Source organism: Plantactinospora alkalitolerans, assembly GCF_015690345.1.
GTDB lineage: Bacteria > Actinomycetota > Actinomycetes > Mycobacteriales > Micromonosporaceae > Plantactinospora > Plantactinospora alkalitolerans.
Genome location: NZ_JADPUN010000089.1, coordinates 1 through 24,556, shown reverse-complemented (window position 1 = coordinate 24,556; position 24,556 = coordinate 1). Strand labels below are relative to the sequence as shown.

Here is a 24,556-nt window from a genome sequence, read left to right as displayed (position 1 = left end):
CCGCTGTCGGGTGAGCAGTCCGGCAACGTCAGGGCGATCGTGAAGGCGACGAAGAAGGCTGGTCTGGACGAGCGTGCCGCCGTGATCGCGGTCGGAACCTCGTTGCAGGAGTCGAAGTTGGAGAACCTGGGTCATCTGGGTGACGCCAACGATCATGACTCGCTGGGGTTGTTCCAGCAGCGGCCGTCCTCGGGTTGGGGCACGCCGGAGCAGATCACCGATCCGGAGTACTCGACCATCGCGTTCCTGACCGGGCTGAAGCAGGTCGAGGGTTGGCATGACCTGCCGCTGACCGTGGCCGCGCAGAAGGTACAGGTCTCGGCGTACCCGGACGCGTACGCCAAGTGGGAGAACCAGGCCGCCGACCTCGTCGCGGGCGCCTGGAACAACAGCTGACAACCGGATGGCAGCAGCAGTCCGGCTGGCCGGGTCCCGCACCACGGGGACCCGGCCAGCGGCGTCTCCGGGCCGGCCGCGGCCGTACCGGCCGAAGCGGATGGCAGACTCTTCGGCGTGACCGAGCCAACCGAGCGGACTGTCAGGTTCAGCGACGATGCCGCTCGTGGACTGCCGACGCAGCACGGGTCGAGGTCGTACCGGAACAGTGCCGAACCGGCGCTGGAGGGTGGGCTGGAGAGCGCCAGCCTCGTGGAGTTGGCCGTGCTCCGGCTCAGCCGCGAGATCCTCGGCGGCAAGACCGACCCGGGGGAGCGGCTGGTCGAGGAACAGCTCACCCGGCGACTGGGCATCAGCAGGGCTCCACTGCGGGAGGCGCTGCGGCTGCTCGCCCAGCAGGGCCTGGTCGAGCACGTTCCACGGCGCGGAGTCCGGGTGGCCACCCTGTCCCACCGGGACATGCTCGAGCTGTACGCGGTGCGCGACGTGCTGGAACGGTACGCCGTCGAGACAGCCCTGCCGGTGCGCTCGGAAACCGACCTGGACGGGCTCCGGGCGGCGCTCGACCAGATGCGGGAGGCGACTCGGTCCGGTGACCGGTTGACCGTGGCGGAAGCCCATCGCGCCTTCCACATGGAACTCGTGGCCCTCGCCGGCAACCGGCAGCTCTCCGCCGTCTACGGCGCCATCCTGCTGAAGCTCCAGCTCTACATGGCACTCAACCTGCATCGGGAAGCGGAGGCGGCAGCGGCCGGAGACGGCGTACACCGGCATGAGCGCCTGTTCGAGGCGGTGACGGACGGGGATCCGCAGACGGTACTCGCCGAACTGGCGGCCCACGGTGCGCGGTCCTATCTGAGCTGAGTATCCGGTCGGCCGCGAGGTGTGACACATCGTCGTTACCTCACTGACGGTCCGTCGAAACAGAACGGTCGACAATCGTTTGTATGGCAGAACCGATCGGTACGGCGGCGGTCCTCCAGTCCGCGTACCTCGCCGGAGAGCTGACCACGGTGGACATCGCCGATCGGGTACTCGACGCGATCGGCGACCCGACCGGGAACCCGATCTGGATCAGCACCGTTGCGGCGGCACAGCTACGAGCCCGTGCGGTCGAGTTGCACGACCGCCGGGACGAGTTGGCGGCACTTCCGCTCTACGGAGTGCCGTTCGCGGTGAAGGACAACATCGACCTGGCCGGACTGCCGACGACTGCCGGCTGCCCGGAATTCGCGTACCGGCCGGACCGGACCGCCACCGTGCTGACCCGACTGCTCGACGCCGGGGCGATGCTGGTCGGTAAGACCAACCTCGATCAGTTCGCCACCGGGCTCACCGGCACCCGCTCACCGTACGGACGCTGCGAGAGTGTCTTCGGCGGCGGCCTGATAGCCGGTGGGTCGAGTTCCGGCTCGGCCGTCGCCGTCGCCGCCGGTCTGGTGTCCTTCACACTGGGTACGGACACCGCCGGGTCCGGGCGGGTGCCAGCGGCCTGCAACGGAATCGTCGGCATGAAGCCGACCCGGGGACTGTTGAGCGTTGCCGGGGTCGTGCCGGCCTGCCGATCGCTCGACTGCGTCTCGATCTTCACCCGCACGGCAGACGACGCCGCCAGGGTGTTCCGGGTGGCGCACGGCGTCGATCCGGACGATCCGTGGGCACGGCAGCTCCCGGCGGATCGGCGTGTCGCACGGCCACCCGCGACACTTCGGCTCGGCCTGCCCTGGGCCGAGGACCTGGACTTCTTCGGCGACCTGGGCCAGCGCGACCGGTTCGCCGCCGGACAGGACCGGGTCGCCGCACTGGTGGGCGGGACCGAGCCCGTCGGTCTCCGTCCGCTGTTCGAGGCCGGCGACCTGCTGTACCAGGGTCCTTGGGTGGCCGAGCGTCTGGCCGATCTCGACGACTTCCTGCGACGCCGGCCGGACGCCGTCCTTCCGGTGACCCGGGAGGTGCTGGAGAGTGGCCGCCGCTACAACGCCGTCCAGGTCTTCCGGGCCCGGCACCGCCTTCAGGAGCTGCGCGCGTGGGCGGACCGGCTGTGGCAGCGGATCGACGTACTGGTGGTGCCCACTGTCGGCACCACCTTCACGATCGAGGAGATCGACGAGGACCCGATCGGCCGCAACACTGTGCTCGGCCGCTACACCCAGTTCGCCAACCTGCTCGACCTGGCCGCGGTGACCGTGCCCAACGGCTTCACCGAAGCGGGCCAGCCAGCCAGCCTGACCCTGGTCGGACCGGGGTTCAGCGACACCACCCTGATCCGGCTCGCGGCCGCGCTGGTCGCCGGGCCCGCGCCGACCGTGTCCGGCTCGACGACGACCCACCGGCCGGCTACGGCAGCGCCGACGGTGTCCGGTCCCACCGCGGCAGCGCCGACGGTGCTCGGCCCCAGCGCCGCCGGGGCATCCGACTCCGCCACTTCTACTTCTACTTCTACTTCTACCTCTTCCTCTTCCTCCGACGACGACTGCGACGACCACGACGACTACGACTACGAGTACGACGACGACGGCATGCTGCTCGCGGTGGTCGGCCGGCACCTGACCGGCGAATCCCGCAACCCGGAACTGATCGAACGCGGCGCGATCCTCGCCGGGATCGGCCTTACCGCACCGCTCTACCGCCTCTACCGGCTCCCCTCCGACGACGGCGTCGGCCTACCGAGCCTGGTCCGGGTCGGTACGACCGACGGCGCGGCCATCGAGATCGAACTGTGGCGCCTACCGGTCAGCGCGATCGGTGGGTTGCTCGCCGGGGTGCCGGCGCCACTGTCGCTCGGCTGGCTGCGGCTGCACGACGGCCGGGAGGTGCTCGGCTTCCTCGGCGAGGCCTACGCGGCCGATGCGGCCGACGACGAGGTGGACGACATCACCGCTGCCGGCGGCTGGCGCGCCTACCGGCAGGCCGCGCACACCGGCTGACCCAGCCCCACCCGAAGGGAGCCGCCCCCATGCCCCGCATCGGCCCTGTCAAAGCCGACCCCTACCTCTGGCCGTACGACGGTTCGGCACCCGCCGAACGCACCGCACTGCTCTGCATCGACTGGCAGACCGACTTCTGCGGCCCGGGTGGCTACGTCGACAGCATGGGTTACGACATCAGCCTCACCCGCGCCGGCCTGCCGGCCACCTCCCGGTTGCTCGACCGGGCCCGGGAGATCGGCCTCCTGGTCGTACACACCCGGGAGGGCCACGATCCCGAACTTTCCGACCTGCCGGCCAACAAGCGCTGGCGATCGGCCCGGATCGGTGCCGAGATCGGCGCGGCCGGCCCGTGCGGCCGGATTCTGGTCCGGGGCGAGCCCGGCTGGGAGATCGTGCCCGAGGTGGCCCCGGTGGCCGGCGAGGTCGTCGTCGACAAGCCCGGCAAGGGCGCCTTCTACGCCACCAACCTGGATCTGGTGCTGCGTACCCGGGGCATCACCCACCTGATTCTCACCGGCATCACCACCGATGTCTGCGTGCACACCACGATGCGGGAGGCGAACGATCGGGGCTACGAGTGCCTGATCCTCTCCGACTGTACCGGCGCGACCGACCCGGACAACCATGCCGCCGCCCTGCACATGGTGACGATGCAGGGCGGGGTGTTCGGCTGCGTCGCCAGTTCCGACGACGTTCTCGCCGCGATCACCGACGACTGACCGCCGTTGTCGCGACGGACCCCCTGACCCCTGAGGATCCCCATGCCTACCGTCGACGCGCGTCCCCATCCGTACACCTTCGAGCTGTCCACGACCGCGCTGCTGGTCATCGACATGCAACGCGACTTTCTCGAACCCGGCGGGTTCGGAGAGAGCCTGGGCAACGACGTTGCCCAACTGCGCCGAACCATCGCGCCGCTCGCGGCGCTGCTCGCCGCGGCCCGGGAGACCGGGCTCCCGGTCATCCACACCCGGGAGGGACACCTGCCGGACCTCTCCGACTGCCCACCGGCCAAGCGTGACAGGGGAGCGCCGAGCGCCCGGATCGGTGATCCCGGACCGAACGGCCGGATCCTGATCCGGGGCGAGTACGGCCACGACATCATCGACGACCTCGCGCCTACCGACGGAGAGCCGGTCATCGACAAGCCGGGCAAGGGTGCCTTCTACGCCACCGGCCTCGACGCGATGCTCGTCGACCGTGGGATAACGAGCCTGCTGGTCACCGGCGTGACGACCGAGGTGTGCGTGCACACCACGGTCCGGGAGGCGAACGATCGCGGATACGAGTGTCTGGTGCTCGCCGACTGCGTCGGCTCGTACTTTCCCGAGTTCCAGCAGGTCGGTCTCGACATGATCTCCGCGCAGGGCGGGATCTTCGGCTGGGTCGCCGACTCGACCGCCGTGATCGCCGAGCTGACGACCGCCTGGTCGCCGACCGTCCTCCCGTCGGTTCCCGCCGGCTCCGCCCCGGCTGGGTCCGCTCCGGCTGCGAGCACCTCTGCCAAGCCCGCCGCCGCTGCGGCGCCGGCCACGTCCGTGTTGCAACCCTCCTGATCGCAAAGGGTGCCAGCCATGGTGAAGACGACCGAGCGCACCGCCGCGAACCTCCCACTCTGGGTGCGTGGCGACACCAACGCGTTCTTCGGTTTCGGGGTCAACGTCCTGGTCAACGTGCTGACGCTGACCGCTCTCTGCCTTGGCGTCGTCAAGCTCTCCTCCGGCGACGTCTTCGGCACCATCCTGCCGGCACTGGGCATCGCCCTGGTCGCCGGCAACGTCTACTACACGGTGCTCGCCCGTCGGCTGGCCCGCCGGGAGAACCGGACCGACGTCACCGCGCTGCCGTACGGGCCCAGCGTGCCGCACATGTTCATCGTGATCTTCGTGATCATGCTGCCGATCTACCTGCGTACCCAGGACGCGCGGCAGGCCTGGCAGGCCGGGGTGGCCTGGGCGTTCATCATCGGCGTCATCGTGCTGATCGGCGCGTTCGTCGGCCCGTACATCCGCCGGTACGCTCCTCGGGCGGCCCTGCTCGGCACCCTGGCCGGAATCTCCATCACGTTCATCTCGATGAACCCGGCCGGCCAGATGTGGCGGATGGCCTGGATCGCGCTGCCGGTACTGGCGTTGCTGCTCATCGGGCTGCTCACCGACGTACGACTGCCGGGGAACTTTCCGATCGGACTGGCCGCCCTGCTGCTCGGTACGGCGATCGGCTGGATCGGCGGTGCGATGTCGGTGCCCGACGTCTCGGCGGCGGCCGGTGACATCGCACTCGGACTGCCGTCGCTGCAACTCGGACTGCTGTTCGACGGGCTCTCCGAGATGGCGCCGCTGCTCGCCACCGCCATTCCGCTCGGTGTCTACAACTTCACCGAGGGCATGACCAACGTGGAGAGCGCGGCAACGGCCGGGGACAACTACAACCTGCGCAGCGTCCTGCTCGCGGACGGGGCCGGCGCGATCATCGGCTCGGCGCTCGGCTCGCCGTTCCCGCCGGCCGTCTACGTCGGTCATCCGGGTTGGAAGGCCGCCGGTGGCCGCAGTGGCTACTCGATGGCGACCGGTGTGGTCATCGCGGTGCTCTGCTTCCTCGGCATGTTCGGCCTGCTCGCCACGATCTTCCCGACCGCCGCGATCGTGCCGATCCTGCTCTACATCGGCCTCCTGATCGGGGCACAGGCGTTCCAGGCGACCCCCCGGGTGCATGCCGCCGCGGTGGTGGCGGCGCTTATTCCCAACATCGCCGCCTGGGCGACCGGGCAGATGGACAACGTGCTCGCCGCAGCCGGTACCAGCGCCGCCGAGGTGGGCGATCCGGCGCTGGCCGGTGCCGGCGTCGTCTACGACGGACTGCTGGTACTCGGCCGGGGAGCGATCCTGGCCGGCCTGGTGCTCGGCGCGGTGGTGGTGTTCATCATCGACAAGCGGTTCACCCGGGCGGCGATCTTCGCGGCCGTCGGCTCGGTACTCTCCTTCATCGGGCTCATCCACGGCGAACGGATCGAATGGAACGCCAACGGCCAGGTGGCGTTGGGGTACCTGTTCGTGGCGGTGGTCTGCGGCCTGTTCGCACTGGCCAAGATCCCACCGCGCGAGCCGGACCCGGAGGAACGGGAGCTGGACCGCCAGCACGGCGGGTCAACGGCGGCGGCTCGCGCCCCGGCAGATGCCTCCAGCCCAGCGGAGGTGTCCGCCCTGTCGCCGGCCGGGTCGGAGGCCACGACCGGTGGACGTTGACCGGCCGGAGGTGGTCGCCGAGGTAGCGGCCGAGTTCGCCGGCTACGAGGCGGCGCTGATGGCCGGCGACGTGGACGCGATCATCGGCTGCTTCTGGGCGTCGGCCCGGACGGTCCGGTTCGGTGTCGCCGACCATCAGGTCGGGATGGCGGAGCAGCGGCGGTGGCGTGCGGCGCAGCCGCCGCTGCCACCGGGCCGCCGCCTGCACGGCACGCTGATCAGCACCTTCGGCGCCGACACGGCGGTGGTGAACACCTTCTTCGACTACCCCGGCGGCGGCGCCACCGGCCGGCAGACCCAGACCTGGGTACGCCTGCCGGTCGGATGGCGCATCGTCAGCGCCCACGTTTCCGAGCCGGCCGGGGTGCCGGCCGACCGTTAGGAAGGGCCCCCTCTTCGCGCTTTCTGTAGAAGAAGGGGCCCCTCCTAACACTTCAGAAGACGGGGACGCCCTCGCGGACCAGCCGCCAGTTCGGCTGGAAGAAGTCGGCCGGGTCGATGCTGCCCTTGGCCTGGGCCCAGTCGATGAGAAGTTGGCGGATCTCCTGCTGCTCGTTGTAGATCTGGGTCTTCACGATCCCGGGGAAGTTGCCGCCTCCGCTGCGCCGGTAGTTGTTGACCGCGATCACGAACTGGTCGTTGTCCGCGACCGGGGTGCCGCTGCCCGGACGGGTCAGACTGGTGATCCGCTGGCCCACCGGCCGGCTGATGTCGATGTCGTAGTCGACCCCGGAGACGGTGTCGTAGTTGTAGTCCGGCACGGCCGGGTCGTTGATCTGCGCGGGGTCGACCGGTGCACCCGGCCCGAAGGTGCGGAAGTACTTCGCCGAGTACTCGAGGTAGGCCCGTACCTCGGCACCGCTGACCACCACCGCCTCGAGGGTGTTGTCGTAGATGTAGAGCCCCGCCACGTCCTTGATCCGTACGTCGCCGGCCGGAAAGACGGCGGTCCGGCTGAACGGTGCCGCGATCGACAGTACCGGCAGGTTGGCGTACTGGGTGCCGGCCAGGGCGGCGGTGACGGTGTCGGTCTGCACCTTGTTGATGTAGTCCAGGATCGGAGTGTCCCGGTACCGGGACTCCGCCGCCGACAACTCGACCGCCGACGTGGCGACCACCTGGTTGACGTAGGCGACCGTCTTGGCGTGTTGGCCGCGTACCGCCGCGAGCACCTTCGGATCCTCGGGAACGGTGTTGCTGTTCAGCATCGTGGCCCGCTTGGCGGTGATCTGCCAGCGTCCACGGTCCCGTTCCAGGGTGAAGTCCATCCGGGTCAGCCGCTGACCCCACTTCGAGGGCTCCGACATCAGGACCCGCTCACCGGTCCGGGCGTTCACGACGAACCGCTCAACCACCTCGGCGTGGGCGTGTCCGAAGAGGATGGCGTCGATCCCGGGCACCTGCTCGGCGATCATCGCGCACGGGTTCTCGTTCGGCAGCTCCGGCCCGTAGCTGGACGTACCGCTGTCACCGCCGTGTGCGGAGATCAGCACGACGTCGGCGCCGCGCTGCCGCATCACCGGAACCCATTTCGCGGCGGTCGCCACCATGTCCTCGAAGCGCAGCCTGCCCTCGACGTGGCCACGGTCCCAGATCGCCGTACCCGGATTGGTCAGGCCCAGGATGCCGACCCGAAGCGTCGGGGCGCCGTGCCCGAGCGACACCTTCTTGATCAGGTACGGCGTGAAGGCCGGCCTGCCGGTGCGCTCGTTGACCGCGTTGGCGGCCAGCGCCGGAAAGCCGAGCTGCCGGATCCACTTGTCCAGCAGCGGAAGGCCGTAGTTGAACTCGTGGTTCCCGAGCGTCACCGCGTCGTAGTCGAGGATGTTCATCGCCCGCGCCATCGGGTGCGTCTCACCCGTGGAGGTGATCGGCTCCTGCTTGGCGTAGTAGGTGGCGAGCGAGGTTCCCTGGATCGTGTCACCGGCGTCGAGGACCAGCGTGGCCCTGCCGCGCCGCTCGGTGCGGATCTGCTTCACCAGGCTGGCCAGTTTCGCCACCCCGACGTCGTTGTGGGCGCTGTCGTCGTACTCGGCGTCGCGGTAGTAGTCCCAGTTGTAGACGTTGCCGTGGGTGTCCGACGTGCCCAGTACGGTGAGGTCGTAGGTCTTCGGCTTGGTCGGCCGGTGTGCCTGCGCAGGTGCGGCGCCGACGAGCGGCGCCGCGGCGGCCGCTGCGGCGCCGGCGAGCACCTGCCGCCGCGAAGGGCCGGTGAGAGGGGTCATGGCCTGCCTTCCTGGACGGGGAGCGTGCGCCTGGTAGGCGCGCCGACGGCACCATAACGACCTCCCGCCGGCCATGCCAGCGGAGCTGGCGATCGACATCGCCCGGCAATCCGATGTCCGGCCGCCGGACGTCGGCCCGCCACCGGGCCCACCACGGAGCCCGGGTGCCGTTCGTCACCTCCGCAGCCCCGGAGCGGCTCGCGGCACCTGATCGCCCGAACCCGCCTCGTAGGATCTTGGGTACCTGCCAGGAACTGTGCCGCGGCGACTGGCCCGCGGACGCGGCAGGCCGGGGTACGACGACGGCGGGGGACCGATGAGTCTGCGGAAAGATGCGGCGGAGATCCAGGACGAGTTGGTCGCGCTGCGCCGGGAGCTGCACCAGATCCCGGAGATGGGCCTCGACCTTCCGCGTACCCAGGAACGGGTGCTCGCCGCCCTCGAACCCCTGCCGCTGGAGATCAGCACCGGTACCGCCCTCTCCTCGGTGACCGCGGTGCTGCGCGGCGGCAGGCCGGGACCGGTGGTGCTGCTCCGGGGCGACATGGACGCGCTGCCGATCGTCGAGAACACCGGCGTCGACTTCGCCTCACGGCATCCGGGCGTCATGCACGCCTGCGGCCACGATCTGCACACCGCCGGGCTGGTCGGCGCCGCCCGGCTGCTCGCCGCGCGCCGGAGTGACCTGGCCGGTGACGTGGTGTTCATGTTCCAACCCGGCGAGGAGGGCTACGACGGTGCCGCCCACATGATCTCCGAGGGCGTACTCTCCGCCGCCGGTCGGCCGGTCGAGGCCGCCTACGGGCTGCACGTGTTGTCCTCGATTCTCGGCCGGGGTGTGTTCTCGTCCCGGCCAGGGCCGCTGATGGCGGGTTCAGCCGGTCTGTTCGTCAAGGTCGTCGGTGCTGGTGGGCACGGCTCCAGGCCGCACATGACCCTGGATCCGGTTCCGGCCGCCTGCGAGATGGTCACCGCGCTCCAGACGATGGTCACCCGTCGGTTCGACACGTTCGAGCCGGTGGTGTTGACGGTCGGTACCTTCCACGCCGGCACCCGCCGCAACGTCATCCCGGACGAGGCCTACTTCGAGGCGACCGTACGGACCTTCGACGAATCGGTCAGCGAACAGATCGGGATGCACGCGGTACGGCTCTGCGAGCAGATCGCGGCGGCACACGGCCTGCGGGCCGAGGTGCGGTACGAGGCGGAGTACCCGGTGACGGTCAACGATCCCGCCGAGCACGAGTTCGCCGCCACGACCGTCCGCGAGGTGTTCGGGGCGGAACGGTTCGCGGAGCTGCGTAACCCGATGACCGGCTCGGAGGACTTCTCCCGGGTACTGGGCCGGGTGCCCGGGACGTACCTGTTCCTCGGTGCGTGCGCCACCGGGGACCCGGAGACGGCACCCGGAAACCACTCGCCCCGGGCAACGTACGACGACAGTGTGCTCGCCGACGGCGCCGCACTCCTCGCCGAGCTGGCGGTTCGCCGGCTGAGTTAGCGGGCGGACCCGTGGTGCGCGGTCGGGACCCGTGGTGCGCGGTCGGGACCCGTGGTGCGCGGTCCCTGGGGTGGATGAATCTGAGCGGCGGCGGTCGGGTGTGAGACCCGCCGTCAGTGGCGGGTGCTGCCTCTGCGGACGACGGACCACGGGGCGGCCGGCGGGTTCGGCGCTTCGCCGAGCGCCACCCGGGCACATGCCGCCCCCTGTTCCCGCAGTGACTGCGCGACCGTGGTGAGCCCGAGATGCGACGCCGTAGCCGCGTCGTCCCAACCGGTTATCGCCAGGTCGTCGGGGATCGCGCGGCCGGCGGCGACTGCTGCCCGGACCACTCCGGCCGCCTGTTCGTCACTCATCGCGGCGATCGCGTCGGGCGGCTCCGGAAGGGACAGCAGCGTCGCGGTGATTCGCTCGGCCTCGGCCGCGTCGTTGTGGGCGCACACGCCGATGGGCACCCGGTGCCACGCGATGTCGATCTCCTCGGCTGCCTGTCGGTATCCCTCGAGCCGCTCCCGCGTGACCGGGAACAGGACGTCTCTCGCGTCTGCACCGTGCATGATCGTGCCGATCCTCGCTCGGGAGAGGGGGAAACTCACCACCGCCGGACGTTCGGCGCCCGCGAACGCGACGGCGCCCACAGCATGTGCCGCCGCCCGGTTGTCGATGCCCACCAGCCCAAGTCCGGGGATTGCCGGCCCACCGTGTACTACCGCCGGGCGCTTCATGGCCTGGATTGCCTGCAAGATCGGATCATCGTCGGACGTGGTCCAGACGATGAACCCGTCGACCGCCGCGCTGGGGATCCGGGCCGCGTCATCGGAGGCGCCGGTGATCGGCAGAATGGTCATGCAGTACCCGGCGTCGGCGCAGACGTCCGCGATTCCCGCGAGGAAGGATGCTGCCTGTGGGTCTTCGAACGCGTAGCTGAGGTGCTCGCCCATCACGACACCGAGGGCGCGCGTGCTGCCGCGACGTAGCGATCGGGCGCTCGCGTCAGGCCCGCCGTATCCCAGTTGGACGGCTGCGGTGAGCACCTTCGACCGGGCCTCGTCCGATACCCGGCTGGGCCGGTTGTACGTGTAGGAGGCCGTCATTAGCGACACGCCGGCCAGCTCAGCCACCTGCGCCAGGGTCACACGCTTCGAGCCGGCAGACGATTTCACCGCTTCAGTCTAGAAGCTGTGTATCGTTACACAGATGGTCCGGACAACGCGCGACCCGTCACGTACATTGATCGCCCCGGCCTTCTTGGCCTTCGCCGCTTTCGGTTTGTTCTGGGGGGTGTGGGGCGGATCCGTGCCGCAGGTGAGGGACCAGGCCGGTATCAGCGACGGCCAGCTCGGGTTCGCGCTGTTGTTCGTGGGTGCGGGTGCCCTTCCTGCGATGCTGCTGGTGGGTCGGGCGCTCGACCGATGGGGGCTGACGCTCGCGGCCGGTGTCGTGGGCGCCCTCGGCGTGGTCGGTGCCGGCATGGCGTTGACCGCGTTCAGCCTGCCAGGGCTCTGTGTCGGGCTCGCACTCGTCGGCGCCTCCAGCGGCGCGGCCGACGTGGCGATGAACGTGGTCGCCGGACGGGCCGAGAAGACTTCCGGCCGACCTGTCATCACCCGGGCCCATGGCCTCTTCTCCAGCTGCGTCCTTGTGGCCAGCCTCGCCACCGGGCTGGCATTCGCCGCGTCGCTACCGCTCGCGGTCCCGTTCATCGCGGTGGCGTGCCTCTCGCTCACAGCCGGCATCTTCATGATCAGAACGCTGCGCACCGGGGTCGTTCACGGGCGAAGCGACAACAGGTCAGTGGAGTCATCGCCGACCACTCACTCCAGTCACTCCAGAATGATGATGTCGCTGCTGCTCATCGGGGTGCTGGGAGCACTCGCATTCGCCATTGAGAACGCCCACCAGAGTTGGAGTGCTGTCTTCGTCCGTGACGAGCTGCACGTCGACGCGGGACCGGCCGCTGTCGCACCCGGGGTCTTCGCCGGAACCGTGGCGGTCACGCGGTTCTGCATCAGTGGTCTCAAGGCCGCCCACGCCCAGGCCATCCTCGTGGCCGGCGCGCTCGCCGCCGCGGCCGGCGCGGCCGTCATCGCCGCCGCCCCCACACTGTCCATCGCCGCGCTGGGTCTTGTGGTGGCCGCCGCCGGGACCTCCGTGGTCTTTCCGACCCTTCTCGGGATCGTCTCGCGAAACGTCGAAGAGTCACACCGGGCGCGCGCGACATCGATCGCCACGACGGTGTCGTACCTGGGCTTCCTCCTCGGTCCCGTCTACGTCGGACTGTGGGCCGACGCGGTCGGGCTGCGCGGAGCCATGGTCGCGGTCGCGGCCCTCGCCGTTGGCCTGATCGTTCTCGCCCCGGCACTGCTGCACGTCAGCGGCTTTGGTCGTCGTCCACCTGCCCCTGGTCCTGGCCGATGCCAGCCCGGTGGGTCCGGCCGCCGCCCGCCGGTACGGGCGCGGGCTGCCGTTCACCGCTCTGGAGGCCGGTGACGGCCCCCGCCCGGTGGGGACACGCGCGGCTGTTCTCGCCGTGGCGGTACAACTTCGACCGGGCCGGCGTCAGACTGCTGCGAGCCGGCGGCCATCGAGCCCGCGGACACGGAGCCGCGGGTCGGTGACCGCCGGACCGGCGGTATCACGTTGTCAGGATCGCGTGAGGACCACGAGTTGCTGGGTCGCTCGGGTCATCGCGACGTAGCGGTCGACCGCTCCTTCGGTACCGCTGCCGAACGCCTCCGGGTCGACGAGGACGACGAGGTCGAACTCGAGCCCCTTCGACAGTTCCGGGGTCAGCGACCGGACGCGGGACGTCGCCGGGAATGTGGGATCGCCGATGACACAAGCGATCCCGTCGGCGTGGGTGGCGAGCCAGGTGTCGAGGATCGCGCCCAGATCCGAGGCAGATCCGTGTACGACGGGGACGCCGCTGCTGCGGATGGAGGTCGGGACGTTGGCGTCCGGCAGCACGGCCCGGATGACCGGCTCGGCTTCCACCATGACCTCTTCCGGAGTCCGGTAGTTGATGCTCAGGGAGGCCAGGTTTATCCGGTCGAGACCGAGCCGCCCGAGCCGTTCCTGCCACGATTCCGTGAACCCGTGCCTGGCCTGGGCGCGGTCTCCGACGATGGTGAAGCTCCGGGACGGGCAGCGGCGCAACAGCATCTGCCACTCGGCGTCGGTGAGTTCCTGAGCCTCGTCCACGACGATGTGCGCGAAGGGGCCGGCGAGCAGGTCCGGGTCGGTGCCCGGCAGTGCGGTCCCGTCGACCAGGGCGTCCCGCATGTCCTGTCCGTGCAACATGACCAGCACGCCTTCGCCGTCGTCATAGGTATGGGCCTCGAGCAGGTCGTCGACGACCCTGGCCATGCGCTCGCGTTCGGTGGCGACGGCGGCGTCGTGCCGGCGCTGGCGCCGTGACGCCTCCGGGTCGCCGAGCCGCTGGCGGGCCGCGTCCAGGAGCGGCAGGTCGGAGACCGTCCACGCCTGGGCGTCTGTCCGTCGAAGTTTCCGGGCATCGTCGGGGCTGAGCCACGGGGCGCACTTCCGCAGATAGGCGGGGACCGACCACAGATCTCCGACGATGTCGGCCGCGTCGAGCAGCGGCCACGCACGGCTGCAGGCCGTACGCAGCTCCTTGTTCCGCTCCAGCGACCGGCGGAGCAGGTCGGGCGACTCGTCGCCGTCGTACTTGTCCATCAGGATCGTGAGCAGCTCCTCCCAGATCTGGTCGCGCGCCTCGTTGTGCGGGGTACCGGGTTCCGGTGCACCGAATGCCTCGGCCCAGTCGTCGGCACTCAGCCAGATGTCGGACGAGTCGGTCGTGACCGCCATCGGTCTGGTGGGCGGCTCCTCGTAGAACCGGACGGCCGCCTCGACCGCCTCCACCAGGTTCGCGGACGACTTCAGCAGGGCCACGTCCGGGTCGCTCTCGATCGCCGCCTCGGCTCCCTCGGCGACGAGGTTCCGCAGGGTGCAGGTCTGCACGTCCTCCTCTCCGAGGCTGGGCAGGACGTCGGCGACGTAGGCCAGGTAGGGCTGGTGCGGACCGACGAACAGCACACCGCCCCGGCGGTGACCGAGGCGAGGGTCGGAGTAGAGGAGGTAGGCGGTGCGGTGTAGAGCGACGACGGTCTTTCCCGTCCCCGGACCGCCGTCGACGACGAGAGCGCCGCGGGATCCCGCCCGGATGATCGCGTCCTGGTCGGCCTGGATCGTCGCGAGTACGTCCCGCATCCGGCTCGACCGGTTACTGCCCAGACTGGCGATGAATGCGGACTGGTCGTCGAGCGCGGTGGCGTGCCCGGTGAACCCGTCCGGCGTGAACACCTCGTCCCAGTAGTCGGTGATCCGGCCGAGGGTCCAGCGATACCTGCGGCGGCTCGTCAGACCCATCGGGTTGGCGTGGGTCGCTCCGAAGAACGGCTCCGCCGCGGGGGAGCGCCAGTCCACCAGCAGCCGACGGCCCGCGCTGTCGGTGAGGCCGAGCCGTCCGACGTACACGGGCTCGGGATCGTCGGCCGCGACCATGTGCCCGAGGCACAGGTCCAGACCGAAGCGGCGCAGGGTACGCAGCCGTGCGGTCAGTCGGTGGACCTCCTGGTCCCGGTCCAGCGCCTGCCGGCCCATGCCACCGGGCGCCTTCCGCGCGGTGTCCAGGCGGCCGGACAGGTCGGTGAACATCTGCTCGAGGCAGTCCGCGATGGCGGCGAAGTGCTCCTCGTCGCGGGCGATCAGTGCCGGATCGGCCTTGGGGAAGAGCCGCTCGGGAAGGTCGAATACACCGGTGGTCAGGGAGTTCAATTCATCGGCTCCGTTCGGAGGTCGCCGTCGCCACTGCGCACGCGACCTCCATTTCCGCAGGTTCTGGCCTTGGCCGACGATTCTGCGGCACGACCCGGGTCTTGCCGCAAGCCCCGGGGTCTGCTATACGTTAGAGGTGGAAGGGACTGGGTTCTTCCTTTCCCGGTGATCGTCCGTCAGACGAACAACCTCTGGCGAGGCGGCGGCGGGCCGGACGAGTCGTTCGCCGAGAATCAGCACCAGCGCGATGGTGCCGAGCACGGCGCCGATCAGCACCGTGCTGTGTACTCCCTGGCTCGGCAGTGCGAGGCCACCGACGAAGGCGCCACCGGTGATGCCGACGTTGACAGCGGCAGAAACCGTGGCGGCGGCGAGGTCGGAGCGCCCCGGCGCCACCTGCAGCACGAGGCCACCGAGCGCTGCGGTGAACGCGGCGAACGCCAGCCCGGCCAGGGCGATCAGGCCGACCGCCGCTGTCGGCCACTGCCCGACGGCGTAGAGCCCGAGCAGTGCCACCGACTGCAGCGCGACGGTCGCGGTCAGGGCGAGCCAGGGGCTGCGGTCCACCACCGCTCCCATGGCGAGGATGCCGAGCACGCTGGCGACGCCGCGCACCAACAGGATGGCCCCGACCGAGGAGGGGGAAAACCCGGTGACCTCGGTGACGAAGAGCGCGACATAGGTGTAGGGGGCAATCGCACCGGCGGTCGCCAGGATGGCCACCGCCACCAGGAGCCAGAAGCGGCGGACGTCGGGCGTCGCGCCACGGGCGGCATGTCCCTCTTCGGGCCGCGCCGACGGCAGCAGCGAGGCCACCACGACGAGCACGATCGCGCCGAGCCCGGCCACCGCCAGGAACGACGCGCGCCATCCGGCGCGTTCGCCGAGCCAGGTGCCCGCAGGCACCCCGAGGGCCAGGGCGACGGTGCCGCCGGCGAACACGACCGCGACCACCCGTCCGCGTAGACCGGGCCGGAACAGTTCGGCCGCGGCCGGCACCACCACCGCCCAGAACAGCGCATGGGTCGCCGCGGTCGCCATCCTGGCCGCCAGCATCAGCGCGAACGTGCTCGCGAACACCGTGATCGCGTTGCTGACCACGAAGCCGGCCAGGAGCGCCGACAGCAGCCATCGACGAGGAACTCTGCGGACCAGCGCCGTCAGGGGGACCGAGGCGACCATCACCACGGCGCCGTACACGGTGACGAGCATGCCCACCTGCGACGGTGAGACGTTCAGCTCCGCAGCCATCGGGAGCAGCAGTCCGACCGGCAACGCCTCGGCGGTGGTGTACAGGAACGTCCCGCCGGACAAGCCGATCAGCGCCCCCACTGCCCGTCTGTTCCTCATCCGATCCTCCCGTTGTTACCGGCTAAGTCGCTTACGATGGCAACAGGCTAGTGGTGCTCCCGATACGGGTCAACTGGTAAAGTCGGTTTCGATGGAAACAGTCGAGGACGTCACGCGGATGCGCCTGGTGGGCGGCAACCTCGCCCTGGACTTCATCAACACCCGCTCGGGTCCACCCGCCGGTCCTCCGGACGACGACGTGCTCACGGGCTATCCCGACCTGGTCGCCTGGGGCGTCTACGCGGGTGCCCTCACGGAGGCCGAGGCGACGGCGTTGCGGCGGCTGTCCCGCGATGATCCGGGCGACGCTCGCGCCGCCTTCGCGCGAGCGCTGCGCACCCGCGACCACCTCGACGAGGTGTTCCGGACGCTGGCCGCGCAGCGAAGCCCGAGCCCGTCCGTACTCGCCCAACTGCGGGACGACGAAGCGGACGCGCTCGGCCACGCACGGCTCGATCGAGGCAGCACGTTCGCGTGGACCTGGCGGGATGACCACACCCTCGCCCGGCCTCTTCGACCGGTGGTGCACGCGGCGGTCGAGCTTCTCACCACGGGCGCGCTGGACCGGATCAAGGGATGCGGAGGCTGTCGCTTCATCTTCAACGACGAGAGCAAGAACCGCAGTCGCCGCTGGTGCAGCATGGACGACTGCGGAACCGCCGAGAAGATCCGGCGCTACGTCAATTCCCGACGCACGCGCGCGACGCGGTGAGCGCCATAACCGCCGTCCACCCGGGCGCAGGGTGCGAGGCCGGCCAGTCTGGGCGGTCGGGCGAGTCCGACTTGGACAGACGGTTGGGAGGTCGCCGGCGGCCTGTGTGACACTCGTGGCGTGACGTCGCCTCCACCTCCTGGTCCGCCTGGCTACCCTGGCGGGCCCCCACCGCACCCCGGCATGACCGTGCCGCCACCGCCACCGCCACCGCCAGCGCCGAAAGGCAACGGGCCGCTTCTTGTCGGACTCATCGGCGGGTTCCTGGCCCTGTGCCTGCTCGGAGTCTGCGGAGTCGCGGTGGTGGGTGTGGTGGCGACCAAGAACGGCCGGAAGGGCAGCCCACGGGTCGTCGCCGGCAGCACCTACTCGCCACCCGAGGCAGTCCCCGCGACCACGCCGGCCCCGCCGCCACCACCACCCGCACCGGCCCGGATCGGGCAGTGCATCGGCGTCGACACGGGCGGGAACTTCCTCGGTATCGGCAACTGCAACGGCACCAGCGGCACCTACCAGGTGGTGTCAGTCGATTACGACCAGCGCGCCTGTGCCGATCCTGGTGCCCCGTACATCACCGTGACCGGGTATCGGCTCTGTCTGGAGCACCACCTCGTGCGCTTCTTCTGTTACAAGTTCCCGAAGGAGGAGGGCTGGGTCGTCCACGCGCCGAAGTGCAAGGCGAAGGGCACGGTGCACGTCATCGACATTGTTCCGGGTGCCTCCAACAGCGCCGGGTGCACGCGAGACCGCAAGTGGAACCGCTGGTACCGGTTCACCCATCCGACGGTCGTCTACTGCGTCATGCAGTACTGACACCGGCGCGCCGCATCGCCGCGACGAGATTGTCGCCCCTCGATCATCTGACGGCGCGGCGAGCCCCGGGGGAGATTCGTCGCATCACGATCGTCACATTGACTTCCGTCAGTCCGGCCCGCGTCGATATGGTGTGCGACACATGACCGGTACGGGGGAGAGACGATGGGTCATCGGATTCGCACGGCCATGTCCAGATCGTTCGCCGGCACCCTGTTGGCCGGCGCGACGGCGGTGGGGAGCGTGCTCGTCGTCCCGGCCGGGGCCATCGCCGCACCGGTCGAACCGCCGGGCCTGGTGATCGAGGGTGGAGCCACCCAGCCCGTCTTCGCGCGGGACGCGGCGATCCAGGAAACCGTCTACGTCAACTCGGAAATGGACAGCGACGGCGACGGCCAACCCGACCGGATCGCCGTCCAGGTGATCCGGCCCGAGGAGACCGACGCCGGGCTTCAGGTGGCGACGGTCATGCACGCCAGTCCGTACTTCGGGGACAGCACCGCCCCGCGCGGCAACCTGATCGTGCCGGCGCACTTCACCACCTGGTACGACGACTATTTCGTGCCCCGGGGCTACGCCGTCGTCGAGGTCGACATGCAGGGCACCGCCGGTTCCGACGGTTGCGCCACCATCGGCGGCCCGGAGGACGTCCGCAGCGCCAGCGCCGCGATCGACTGGCTGAACGGCCGGGCCACGGCCAGCTACTCCGACGGTACGCCCGCGGTCGCCGACTGGAGCAGCGGCTCGGTCGGCATGATCGGCGTCTCGTATGCCGGCACCCTGCCGATCGCCGTCGCGGAGACCGGCATCGAGGGGCTGGAAACGATCGTTCCGATCGCCGGCATCTCCTCCTGGTACGACTACGCCCGCGCCGATGGCATCGCGTACGGCGGATTCAGCGGCCGCTACCCCGAGTCGCTGGCCCGGTACGTCTCCTCTCCGGCGCATGACGCCGAGTGCGAAACCCGGTACACCCAGTTGGGTGATGCGGCCGACGACGCCACCGCCGACCTGAACGCCTTCTGGCAGCAGCGCGACTACCGGGACGGCGCGGCCCAGGTCGACGCCTCGGTCTTCCTGGTGCACGGGCAGCAGGACAACAACACCAAGACGACCCACTTCGGCCGGTACTGGGATGCCATCACCGGCCAGGGGGTGCCGCGCAAGCTGTGGCTGCACGACGGCGGGCACACCAACCCGTTCGGCAGCGACCTGGTCGGCCGGGACACCGTCGGCCGGTGGATGGACCACTGGCTCTACGACATCGCCAACGGGATCATGAACGAGCCGCAGGCCACCATCAGGCGGCCCGACGGCACCACCGACACGTACCCGGTCTGGCCGGCTGCGGTCACCCAGACCAGCTTCTACCTCGGCGGCCCCGACACCGGCGCCGCCGGCACCCTGCTCGCCGCGCAGGGCCTCGCCGTCGACCAGTCGTTCACCGACAACCGGGGGCAGCTGGAATACCCGATGACGACCGCCCCGGAGACCGCCAAGCCGAACCGACTGGTCTACCTGGCCCCGACGCTGACCACGGCCCGACGGCTCTCCGGCACCGGCACGGTCGAGGTGCGATTCAGCGCCACCTCGACCAGCACTCCGCTGACCGCGATGCTGGTGCACTACACCAACGGCGTACCGACCCGGGTGGTGAGCCGGGGCGCGATCGACACCAAGAACCGGACGTCACTGACCACGGGCACGCCGCTCACCCCGGGCACCGCCTACACCGTCACGGTCCGGCTGGAACCGAAGGACTACGTCTTCCCGGTCGGCAGCCGGATCGGCCTCGTGCTGGTGGCCAACCACAACGAGTATCTGACCACCGACCCGCTCGCCGCCGGGGTCACCGTCCAGCTCTCGCCGAGCCGACTTCTCCTGCCGCTGGCCTAGGTTCCGGTCGACGGCAGGCGGCCCGCCGGGCCCCGCCGCCGCACGGGATCAGGCGACTCCTGCGGCTCCAGGTCGTCGGGCCACGGGCGACAATCGCGGCTGCCGACGGCGACGCAGCCCGAGCCGTGGGTACACCCCCGGCGGTAGCGGGGGACTACATCCACCGCCCGGCGCGGGAGCCCCGATGATCGTCTACCGTTTCGGCTATGCGCGACGATCGTTGGCGCGGAAGGTCGCGCGACTGGCTGGTGGCCTTCGGCGTCGCCGTACTGGTGCTGCTCGGCGCCGTGACCGCGCAACCCGGCCGGATTCCGCTCGATGGGGCCGGCTGCCTGCTGCTGGTGCTCTCGGCCACGGCGTTGGCGTTACGTCGGCGGACGCCCAGGCTCGTCCTCGGGATCACCACGGCATGCCTGCTGGTCTACCAGGCGCGTGGCTATCCCGGAGTCGTCCCCGCGCTGCCGACGATGTTCGCCCTGTATGCCACGGTGCGGGACCGGCGCCGGTGGCTCGCCGGCGCCGCCATCGCGGCCATCCTGGTCGTTGGGATCACCGCCGAAGTCGTTCTGTCCAGCGGCGGTCGGGCGGCCCCCGACGTGTTCCAGCGGTGGTTCCTGCTCATCGGTTGGATGGTCGCCGCCAGCGTGGCCGCCGAGGTGGCCCGGCAGCGGCAGGCGTACCTGGAACAGGTGGAACAGCGCGCGGCCGATGCCGAACGGAGCCGGGAGGAGACCGCCCGACGCCGGGCCGACGAGGAACGGCTGCGGATCGCCCGGGAACTGCACGACTCGCTCACGCACAGCATCTCGATCATCAAGGTGCAGGCCGGTGTCGCCGTACACCTGGCCCGCAAGCGCGACGAGCCGGTCCCCGAGGCACTGCTCGCGATCCAGCAGGCCAGCGGCGAGGCGACCCGGGAACTACGGGCGACGCTGGAGGTGCTGCGCAGCGACGGCGACCAGCCGGGCAGCGGGTTGGACCGGCTCGAGAACCTCGTCGAGAGCGCCCGGAAGGCCGGCCTCCCGGTGGTGGTGAACGTCAGTGGCGAGCGGCCGCGTCCGCTGCCCGCCCCGGTCGACCGTGCCGCCTACCGGATCATCCAGGAGGCGCTCACCAACGTGACCCGGCACGCCGGGGCGGCGACCGTGGCGGTCGAACTCGACTACCGCGACGACGCACTGACGGTACGCATCGAGGACGACGGACGCGGCGCCCTCGGCGACGGCGGCCGCTGCCGGGACGACGAGGAGCGTACGCACTGCGCGGACGGGCCGGTGCGGGACTGGCACGGCAACGGCGGTGGCGCGGACGTCGTACCGGGGGTGGGGCTGGTCGGGATGCGGGAGCGGGTGACCGCCCTCGGCGGGTCGCTGCACGTCGGTCCGCGAGACGGTGGCGGCTTCGGGGTCCGGGCCGAACTGCCGCTCGGAGCGGACGCGTGATCAGGGTGCTGCTCGCCGACGACCAGGCACTGATCCGCGCCGGGTTCCGTGCCTTGTTGAACGCCGAGGACGACATCGAGGTGGTGGCCGAGGCGGCGGACGGCAACCAGGCAGTCGCGCTCGCCGTGACGCACCTGCCCGACGTGGCACTGATCGACATACAGATGCCCGTTCTCGACGGCATCCAGGCGACCCGGCAGATCGCCGCCGACCCGCGGCTGTCCGGGGTACACGTGGTGATGCTGACCAACTACGGGCTCGACGAGTACGTCTACACCGCGCTACGGGCCGGGGCCGGCGGGTTCCTCGTCAAGGACACCGAGCCGGAGGACCTGCTGCACGGCGTACGCGTCGCCGCCCGGGGAGATGCCCTGCTGTCACCCACCATCACCCGCCGGCTGGTCGACGAGTACGTCTCCCGCCCGCCGCGACGCGACCTCTCGACAGCACTGGAGATCCTGACCAACCGGGAGCGTGAGGTGGTGGCGCTGGCCGCCCATGGCCTGTCCAACGACGAGATCGCCGCGCAGATGGTGATCAGTCTGGCGACCGCGAAGACGCACATCAGCCGGGCGATGACCAAACTCCGTGCCCGGGACCGCGCCCAACTTGTCGTGCTCGCCTACGAGTCCGGCCTCGTCACCCCGAGCAACCCGCGCCGGGCGTCATAGACCTGTTCACCACGAGGGCAGGCCCAGACGTTCCAGCGTGCCGCGCAGCCGGTGCCGTCCCGCCATCGACTCCGGACCCCGGAGCCGGTCGAGGACCCGGCTGCTCCAGTTGTTCCGCAGGCCGAACCGGGTGTTGTAGCTGGCGAGCCGCCCGTCGTACGTGCTGATGTGCGCGTCGGCGGCATCTGCGTCGTACCGCTCGTGGTGCAGCACCGCGCCCTGCGGCAGGCGTGGCTTGATTCCGGCGTGTTCCGTCGGATCCGGGCTGCCGACGGCCAGGCCGAAGGTCGCCACCGTGTGCGGCGGCAGTCCCAGTTCGGCCGCGACCTGCTCGGGATTGTTGCGGACCGCGCCGACGAACACCGAGCCCAGGCCGAGCGACGCCGCGGCCAGCACGGCGTTCTGGGCCGCCAGCGCGGTGTCGACGAAGCCGATGATTGTCGATTCCAGGTAGTCCGCGGCGGCGACCTCCCGGTCGGCCCGCCGAGCCAGCCGGCGGGCTCGGCCGAGGTCGGCGATCCAGACCAGTAGCAGGGGCGCCTGTCGAACGAATTCCTGGTCGCCGGCGAGCGTGGCCAGCCGTGCCTTGCGCTGCGGGTCGCGTACCGCCACCACGCTCCACGCCTGGAGGTTGGAGGAGGTCGGCGCGGACTGCGCCGCCGCGACCAGCGCGGTCAGCTCGTCGTCGGTCACCTCGCGTGGCCCGAACCTGCGCACCGAACGATGTGCGAGTTGCAGGTTGAGTACGTCGTTGTGTACGGCGAGAGTCGCGTCTGGGTCGCCGTAGCGGGCGGCGACGGACATCAGGCGACCATCCCGTCCGGTGCCGTCCGGGCCGGTCGCCGCCGGTCATCGGCCCGGTCATCGGCCGCCGCGTGGTTCTTCTCGAAAGCGCCGTAATTCATGAGTGGTGACTCTCCCAGGCGTGGGTTGACGACATCGGAGCCCCGGTCCTGTGTGTGAAGGCGATCTCGTGGCCTGTGTCGGAGCGGCCGACCATAATCTCTACCATACCGATAGGCTTGAGGGGTTATCGTCAGGGAAACAGGAGGGATCCGTCAATGAGATCCGAGTACCTCTGGTACATCCCGAACCAGGTCCAGCCCGGTCACCGCGGCGACGCCGTCGTCGCGGACCACAACAGCCTGGGAACTCTCACCGGCCACGCCACGGCTCTGGAGGAGCACGGCTGGGACGGCGCGCTGCTCGGCACCGGCTGGGGGCGGCCGGACACCTTCACCGTGGCCACCGCCCTCGCCGCGCTGACGACGACCTTCCAGCCGTTGATCGCGATCCGGCCCGGCTACTGGCATCCGGCCAACTTCGCCGCCGCCGCCGCGACCCTGGACCACCTCAGCCGGGGACGTGTGCTGGTCAACATCGTCTCGGGGCGGGACAACCTGGCGGCGTACGGCGACAGCGAGGGCGACCAGGCACACCGCTACGCCCGTACCAGGGAGTTCCTTCAGATCGTGCGTCGACTGTGGACGGAGGAGAACGTCACCTACCACGGCGAGCACTTCCGGGTCGTCGATTCCACGCTGGCGCAGCGGACGGTAGTGCGGGGCGACCGTCAGCATCCCCGGCTCTACTTCGGCGGCGCCTCGGACGCCGCCGAGCGGGTGGCGGCCACCGAGGCCGACGTACAGCTCTTCTGGGGCGAGCCGCTGGACGGTGTCCGCGAGCGGATCGAACGGCTCAGGAAACTCGGCGACGAACTCGGACGCGCGCACGCCCCGCTGGAGTTCGGGCTGCGGATCACCACCCTGGTCCGGGACACCACGGAGCAGGCCTGGGCCGACGCCGAGGCCAAGGTCGCCGAGATGGCGAAGGGCAGGACGGGCAGCATCCCGCCGGATCCGCTCCGCCGGGCCGCCGTCGGTCAGCAGCGGCTGCTCGACCTGGCCGCCCGGGGCGAGGTGCTCGACGACAATCTCTACACCACCCCCGGCAGGTTCGGCGGGGGCGGCGCCGGCACCACCTGGCTGGTCGGCTCGGCCGAGGACGTGGCGAGGTCGCTGCGCCGGTACCAGGACATCGGCATCACCCACTTCGTGCTCTCCGACACCCCGTACCTGCCGGAGATCAGGCGCCAGGGCGACCAGTTGCTTCCGCTGCTGCGTGAATGAGCGCAGGCCCCTCGACGCACCGTGCCGGCGGCGACGAGCAGCAGGTCAGCCGGCCCGTAGGCACCACTGCTCGGCGATCAGCCGCCCCGTCCGTTCGACGCGCTGACCCTCGTCGTGGTCGGCCTGGAGTGTCTTCCGCTCGCCGTGCGCCGACGCTGGCCCGCGCTCTGCCTCGCCCTGGTGTCGCTCGGCTTCGCCATCGACCAGTTCCGCGGCTACCACACGGTCGCGGGCACGGCACTACCCATCGCGCTGCTGAGCGCGGCGGTCCACCAGAAACATCACCGGCGCACCACGGTGGTCCTGGCCTCCGCCGCGTACGTGCCACTGGCCGTCGCGCTCGACCGGAACGGGTCGATCTGCGACGACCAGGCGCTGATCCGCACCGGCTTCACGACGATCATCGACGCGCAGCCCGACCTGGAGGTGGTGGGGGAGTGCGGGGA

At 70.3% G+C, this 24,556-nt stretch carries 21 protein-coding genes; 16 read left to right on the top strand and 5 right to left on the bottom strand.

Annotated features, from left to right (window positions below):
- From I0C86_RS07180 to I0C86_RS07150, 7 genes are all read left to right on the top strand, one after another.
- Positions 1–396: hypothetical protein (locus tag I0C86_RS07180; RefSeq protein WP_196200418.1), on the top strand; the 396-nt coding region annotated here is incomplete at its 5' end.
- A gap of 117 nt (positions 397–513) precedes the next feature.
- Positions 514–1,260 (top strand): GntR family transcriptional regulator, encoded by a 747-nt coding sequence (locus tag I0C86_RS07175; protein WP_323373507.1) that lies wholly within the window; start codon positions 514–516, stop codon positions 1,258–1,260.
- Positions 1,261–1,343: 83 nt separating this feature from the next.
- A complete protein-coding gene (gene atzF / locus I0C86_RS07170; RefSeq protein ID WP_230393711.1) occupies positions 1,344–3,323 on the top strand; it encodes an allophanate hydrolase in 1,980 nt (659 codons plus the stop codon).
- Positions 3,324–3,352: 29 nt separating this feature from the next.
- Positions 3,353–4,045, top strand: coding sequence for a biuret amidohydrolase (gene biuH, locus I0C86_RS07165; RefSeq protein ID WP_196200417.1), 693 nt, complete (start codon positions 3,353–3,355; stop codon positions 4,043–4,045).
- A gap of 42 nt (positions 4,046–4,087) precedes the next feature.
- A complete protein-coding gene (locus I0C86_RS07160) occupies positions 4,088–4,882 on the top strand; it encodes a cysteine hydrolase family protein (RefSeq protein ID WP_196200416.1) in 795 nt (264 codons plus the stop codon).
- An 18-nt stretch (positions 4,883–4,900) separates the two neighbouring features.
- Positions 4,901–6,571, top strand: a complete 1,671-nt coding sequence (locus I0C86_RS07155) for a permease family protein (RefSeq protein ID WP_196200415.1) — start codon at positions 4,901–4,903, stop codon at positions 6,569–6,571.
- Positions 6,561–6,953 carry an AtzH-like domain-containing protein gene (locus I0C86_RS07150; RefSeq protein WP_196200414.1) on the top strand — a complete coding sequence of 131 codons (393 nt, stop codon included), beginning with the start codon at positions 6,561–6,563 and terminating at the stop codon, positions 6,951–6,953. The genes I0C86_RS07155 and I0C86_RS07150 overlap by 11 nt, the downstream gene beginning before the upstream one ends.
- A gap of 52 nt (positions 6,954–7,005) precedes the next feature.
- Here I0C86_RS07150 and I0C86_RS07145 read toward each other — a convergent pair whose 3' ends face one another.
- Positions 7,006–8,796: a bifunctional metallophosphatase/5'-nucleotidase gene (locus tag I0C86_RS07145; RefSeq protein WP_196200413.1), complete on the bottom strand. Its 1,791-nt coding sequence runs from the start codon at positions 8,794–8,796 to the stop codon at positions 7,006–7,008.
- A gap of 316 nt (positions 8,797–9,112) precedes the next feature.
- On the opposite strand from I0C86_RS07145, the gene I0C86_RS07140 reads away from it, so the two are divergent.
- A complete protein-coding gene (locus tag I0C86_RS07140) occupies positions 9,113–10,297 on the top strand; it encodes a M20 metallopeptidase family protein (RefSeq protein ID WP_196200412.1) in 1,185 nt (394 codons plus the stop codon).
- A gap of 113 nt (positions 10,298–10,410) precedes the next feature.
- On the opposite strand, the gene I0C86_RS07135 is transcribed toward I0C86_RS07140, so the two are convergent.
- A complete protein-coding gene (locus I0C86_RS07135) occupies positions 10,411–11,460 on the bottom strand; it encodes a LacI family DNA-binding transcriptional regulator (protein WP_323373506.1) in 1,050 nt (349 codons plus the stop codon).
- A 34-nt stretch (positions 11,461–11,494) separates the two neighbouring features.
- Between I0C86_RS07135 and I0C86_RS07130 the strand changes: the two genes are divergently transcribed.
- A complete protein-coding gene (locus I0C86_RS07130) occupies positions 11,495–12,787 on the top strand; it encodes an MFS transporter (protein WP_196200411.1) in 1,293 nt (430 codons plus the stop codon).
- 153 nt (positions 12,788–12,940) lie between these two features.
- On the opposite strand, the gene helR is transcribed toward I0C86_RS07130, so the two are convergent.
- Positions 12,941–15,088, bottom strand: coding sequence for an RNA polymerase recycling motor ATPase HelR (helR, locus tag I0C86_RS07125; protein ID WP_230393713.1), 2,148 nt, complete (start codon positions 15,086–15,088; stop codon positions 12,941–12,943).
- Between the two features lie 132 nt (positions 15,089–15,220).
- Positions 15,221–16,447: an MFS transporter gene (locus I0C86_RS07120; protein WP_196200409.1), complete on the bottom strand. Its 1,227-nt coding sequence runs from the start codon at positions 16,445–16,447 to the stop codon at positions 15,221–15,223.
- A 91-nt stretch (positions 16,448–16,538) separates the two neighbouring features.
- Between I0C86_RS07120 and I0C86_RS07115 the strand changes: the two genes are divergently transcribed.
- The 5 genes from I0C86_RS07115 (at position 16,539) to I0C86_RS07095 (ending at position 21,981) form a co-directional block, all read left to right on the top strand.
- Entirely contained in the window at positions 16,539–17,159 is a 621-nt protein-coding gene (locus tag I0C86_RS07115; RefSeq protein WP_196200408.1) for a CGNR zinc finger domain-containing protein, read from the top strand.
- A 183-nt stretch (positions 17,160–17,342) separates the two neighbouring features.
- Complete coding sequence (locus I0C86_RS07110) at positions 17,343–17,972, top strand: hypothetical protein (protein WP_196200407.1); 630 nt, start codon at positions 17,343–17,345, stop codon at positions 17,970–17,972.
- A gap of 189 nt (positions 17,973–18,161) precedes the next feature.
- A complete protein-coding gene (locus I0C86_RS07105) occupies positions 18,162–19,868 on the top strand; it encodes a CocE/NonD family hydrolase (protein WP_196200406.1) in 1,707 nt (568 codons plus the stop codon).
- A gap of 206 nt (positions 19,869–20,074) precedes the next feature.
- The gene (locus I0C86_RS07100) at positions 20,075–21,310 is read left to right on the top strand and encodes a sensor histidine kinase (protein ID WP_196200405.1); all 1,236 of its coding nucleotides are present in this window, start codon (positions 20,075–20,077) and stop codon (positions 21,308–21,310) included.
- Entirely contained in the window at positions 21,307–21,981 is a 675-nt protein-coding gene (locus I0C86_RS07095) for a response regulator (protein WP_196200404.1), read from the top strand. The genes I0C86_RS07100 and I0C86_RS07095 overlap by 4 nt, the downstream gene beginning before the upstream one ends.
- A 6-nt stretch (positions 21,982–21,987) precedes the next feature.
- On the opposite strand, the gene I0C86_RS07090 is transcribed toward I0C86_RS07095, so the two are convergent.
- Entirely contained in the window at positions 21,988–22,785 is a 798-nt protein-coding gene (locus I0C86_RS07090) for an NADPH-dependent oxidoreductase (protein WP_196200403.1), read from the bottom strand.
- A 257-nt stretch (positions 22,786–23,042) separates the two neighbouring features.
- On the opposite strand from I0C86_RS07090, the gene I0C86_RS07085 reads away from it, so the two are divergent.
- Positions 23,043–24,110 carry an LLM class flavin-dependent oxidoreductase gene (locus I0C86_RS07085; RefSeq protein ID WP_196200402.1) on the top strand — a complete coding sequence of 356 codons (1,068 nt, stop codon included), beginning with the start codon at positions 23,043–23,045 and terminating at the stop codon, positions 24,108–24,110.
- Between the two features lie 114 nt (positions 24,111–24,224).
- Positions 24,225–24,556 (top strand): DUF7134 domain-containing protein (locus I0C86_RS07080; RefSeq protein WP_456319942.1); only part of this gene is annotated, 332 nt, incomplete at its 3' end.